The 4,008-nt window shown below is 73.3% G+C and carries 3 protein-coding genes; 2 read left to right on the top strand and 1 reads right to left on the bottom strand.

Features of this window, described 5'->3' with window-relative positions; all coding sequences use genetic code 11:
* Both NWP10_RS10855 and NWP10_RS10850 read left to right on the top strand, forming a co-directional pair.
* Positions 1–824: 1-acyl-sn-glycerol-3-phosphate acyltransferase (locus NWP10_RS10855; protein ID WP_258300915.1), on the top strand; the 824-nt coding region annotated here is incomplete at its 5' end.
* 19 nt (positions 825–843) lie between these two features.
* Entirely contained in the window at positions 844–1,830 is a 987-nt protein-coding gene (locus NWP10_RS10850) for a phosphatidate cytidylyltransferase (RefSeq protein WP_258300914.1), read from the top strand.
* A gap of 83 nt (positions 1,831–1,913) precedes the next feature.
* On the opposite strand, the gene NWP10_RS10845 is transcribed toward NWP10_RS10850, so the two are convergent.
* Positions 1,914–3,836 carry an alpha/beta hydrolase gene (locus NWP10_RS10845; RefSeq protein WP_258300913.1) on the bottom strand — a complete coding sequence of 641 codons (1,923 nt, stop codon included), beginning with the start codon at positions 3,834–3,836 and terminating at the stop codon, positions 1,914–1,916.
* Positions 3,837–4,008 lie beyond the last annotated feature (172 nt).

Raw genomic sequence — 4,008 nt, 5'->3', positions numbered from 1 at the left:
CGTCGGCGGCGCAGCCGCACACCGAGAGCTACACGCGTAAGATCGTCGGCAGCGTCAGATGTGATAAGAGACAGGTGCTGGCCGTCGCGGGCGCCCGGATCCACGCGTCCGGCCCGGACGGGGCCGAGGAGGCCGAGATCACCCGGGAGCGCCTGGCCGCGCTGCTGCCCCGGCAGGCGGTGTTCTACGCGAACCACACCTCGCACCTGGACTTCGTGACCCTCTGGGCGGTGCTGCCGCCCGCTCTGCAGCGGCGGGTGCGGCCGGTGGCCGCCGCGGACTACTGGGGCTCCGGGCTGCGGCGCCGGGTGGCCGAGGGCCTGTTCCACGCCTACCTGGTGGAGCGCGGCAAGACGCGCCGACGGGGGCCGGGCGCCGCCTCGGGCTCCGGGGTGAGCCCCGACGGCGGCAGCCAGCTCGAGGGCATGCTGGAGATCCTGGCCGGCGGCGACTCGCTGATCATCTTCCCCGAGGGCACCCGCGGCTCCGGCGAGGACGTTGCCCGGTTCCAGCGGGGTCTGCACGCGCTCGCCGCGGCGTTCCCGCAGGTCCCGGTGGTGCCGGTGTCCCTCGTGAACCTCGGCCGGATCCTGCCCAAGGGCGAGCCGATCCCGGTGCCGCACCTGTCCACCGTGAGGTTCCACCCGCCCCTGGACCCGCCGGAGCCGGCCCGCCCGCCGGGACCGGGCGCCCCGGCGTCGGGAACGGCCGCGACCGACGCGCCGGAGCCGGGCCGCGGGGAGGACGAGGCGGCCCGCACGGCCTGGCTCGAGCGGGCGCGGGCCGTGCTGGTGCAGGACCTGTCCGCCTCGCTGCGGGGCTGAGAAGACCAAGGAGGACGCGATGGTGGGACTGCTCGGGCCGACGGCCGGAGGGCTGCTGCTGGGCGTGGTGGGGGTGCTGGCGGCCGCCAGCGTGATCGCCGCGGTGCTCAGGGCGCGGATGGGCGCGCGGAATCCGGAGCTGATCGGCAACCTCGTGCAGCGGATCGGCGCGTGGTGGGCGATGGTGGCGGTGCTGGCCGCCGTGCTGGCGCTGGGGGAGACGGCCACGCTGCTGCTGTTCCTCGTGCTGACCTGGCTGTCCCTGCGCGAGTTCCTCACCATCAGCCCCACCGGGCGGGCGGACCACCGCACCCTGGTGTGGCTGTTCTTCGTGGTCACCCCGTTGCACTACTGGTTCGTGTGGGAGCACTGGTACGGGATGTTCTCCGTGTTCATCCCTGTGTACGCGTTCCTGTTCCTGCCCGTGCGCGCGGCGCTGGCCGGCCGCACGGAGGGGTTCCTGCGGCGGGCCGCGGCCGTGCAGTGGGCGGCCATGGTGTGCGTGTACGCGGTCTCGCACATCCCGGCGGTGCTGCAGCTGCCGGTGGCCATGGAGCACGGCCGGCACGTGGCCGAGGGCAGCGCCCCCGGGTCCGGCGGCGAGGCCGGCGCCCTGCTGCTGCTGTTCCTGCTGCTGGTGGTGCAGGGCTCGGACGTGTTCCAGTACGTGTGGGGCAAGACCCTGGGCCGCCGGCCGATCGCCCCGTCCGTGTCCCCGAACAAGACCTGGGAGGGCTTCGTGGGCGGGGTCCTCACGGCCACCCCGCTGGGGGCGGCGCTGTCCTTCCTCACCCCGTTCCCCTGGTGGGTGGCGGCCCTGTTCGCGTTCGTCTCCTGCCTGCTCGGCTTCGGCGGCGGCCTGGTGATGTCCGCGATCAAGCGCGACCGCGGCATCAAGGACTTCGGCTCCCTCATCCCCGGCCACGGCGGGATCATGGACCGGATCGACTCGCTGGTGTTCGCCGCCCCAGTGTTCTTCCACCTGGTCCGCTTCTTCTACGCCTGAGCCTCTCCCGCACGACGACGCCGCCCCGGCCCGCCTCCAGGGAGGCGGCGGACCGGGGCGTCGTCGTCGTGGACCGCTGGGGATCAGCGCTCCAGGAAGGCCTCCACGTCCGGGGTCACGGCGCGGGAGTCCAGCAGCTGGCGCTCGATGGCGTCCAGGGTGATCCGGTTGGCCTCACGGACGGCGTCCGTGCGCATCGAGATCTTGATGTCGCCCTTGTGCGTCGGAGTGCCGGCGACCTGGTGGGTCTGCGTCTCGCCCGGCAGCGGGTGCGCCTCGCAGAGGGACTTCTCGGCCGGCATCTCACCGGTCAGGAAGTAGTCGCGGATCGGGGCGTCCACGCACTCGGTGCGGTACGGGAACAGGCCGTGCGTGCCCTCGTTGTCCACCGAGATCAGGGAGGTGTTGCGCAGCACGCCGGCGGCACGGTGGCCGCCCTCGTACGGGGTGGCGGCGTCCAGCTCGGACTGCACGATCACGGCGCTCGGGGTGTCCTTGCCGCCCGGCTGGGAGGGCATGGAGGTCTGGGCCGGCCAGTACATGCACTCGGACGGGCCCATGAAGGCGGCGATCCACGGGGCCTTGCGGCCGAGGTCGTCCACCCACGAGGTCCAGTAGCCCTCCGAGGTGTTCCACTGGCCGTCCTGGCAGCGGATCGCCGAGAAGGTGCCGGAGAAGGTCACCGGCTGGCCGGTGCGCACGGCGGCGGCCAGCTCGTCGCGCTCCGCGACGACCTCGGAGCCCTGCTCGATGAAGCGGTCGAACGCGGCGCGGTCGGCGGCGGGCACGGTGGCGCGGGCCTCGGCGGTGATCCGCTCGAGCTGGGCCTGCATGCCGGCCTCGTCCGTGGCGGCCGTCTCGGTCTCCATGATGGAGATGAAGGCGGCGATCATGGACGCGGCCATCGGGTACTGCGAGGTGCTGTACATGGCGGGCAGCAGGTAGGAGCCGGCCACGATCTGGCCGAGCATGGTGCGCGTGCCGCCCGCGTCCTCCCAGCGCTGACGGATCTCCATCGGGTCCGTGCCCAGGCCGTAGACGGCGTCCTGGCGGGCCACGTAGGGGAGCATCGCGTCCTGGAACTGACGGTCGCGGGAGCGCGGCTGCAGGTCCCAGGTGGTCTGGAGGCCATCGCGGGAGATGTCCACGGCGGAGTCCAGCAGGAACCGGTGCGCGTGCTGCGGGAAGACGCGCTGGTACCAGCTGCCCAGCCAGGTGCCGTACGAGTAGCCGATGTAGGAGGTCTTCTCCTCGCCCATGACGGCGCGGATGAAGTCCATGTCGTACACGGTCTGCTCGGTGGTGATGTACGGGGTGAGCTCGTTCTCGAGGCACGCGTCCACCTGGGCCTTGGTGTCCTGCCAGATGTCGTGCTCGGGGTTCGGCGTGTAGGTGCACTCCAGGGCGGTGGACTGGCCCACGCCGCGGGGGTCGAAGCCGATGAAGTCGTACTGCTCGGCGAGCTCGGGGGCGCGCTCGGCCATGGCCGGGCCCCACGGCAGGCCGGAGCCGCCGGGGCCGCCGGGGTTCACGAGGGCGATGCCCTGGCGGTCCGGGTTGCCCTTCGAGGTCTCGGTCTTGGCCACGCGCACGGTGATGGTGTGCCCGTCCTGCGGGTCCTTCCAGTCGCGCGGCACGGTGACGTCGGCGCACGCGGTGCCGGGGATCGCCCCGAAGCGGGTGTTCAGCGCGGGGCTGCCGAAGTCGCAGGCCTCCCAGGCCAGCTCCTGATCCAGCAGGTGCGGGGCGAGGGCGGCGGCGTCGTTGACCTGCTTCCCCCGGGTGGTGGAGAGGTCGTTCGAGCGGGCCTGGCCCTGCGATGCGGAGGACTGGCCGTTGCCGTTGCCGTTGCCGTTGCCGTTGCCGGGCGCGGAGAGCGCGGGGGCGGCGGCGCTGATGGTCAGGGCGGCGGCGGCCGCGACGGCGGCGGCCAGGGTGGTGCGGCGGCGGGTGGGTGCGGTTCTGGTCGCGTCGATCCTCGAGCCTCTCGGTGCGGGTGTCAGCACGGGCGGGGCCGCCCGCGCGCAGCCCGTGGCCGACCTCACATCCTGTACGCCGCCCATGCTAGCCATGCACGCCGCCTGGACGTCCAGCCGGGGCCCGGGCGCGCCCCGGAGAGGTGCCTGCGCGGCCCTCCGCGGGGCCCTCACGCGCGGGGCCGCGCCCGGCTCTTATACA

The organism is Micrococcus sp. HG099, from assembly GCF_024723355.1.
In the GTDB taxonomy this organism is placed as follows: domain Bacteria; phylum Actinomycetota; class Actinomycetes; order Actinomycetales; family Micrococcaceae; genus Micrococcus; species Micrococcus endophyticus.
This window is presented reverse-complemented; position numbering and strand designations above follow the sequence as displayed.

What these genes read in the sequence shown, in the direction of transcription:
- NWP10_RS10850 (WP_258300914.1), top strand. Translation starts at nt 844, where the DNA reads ATGGTGGGACTGCTCGGGCCGACGGCCGGAGGGCTGCTGCTGGGCGTG.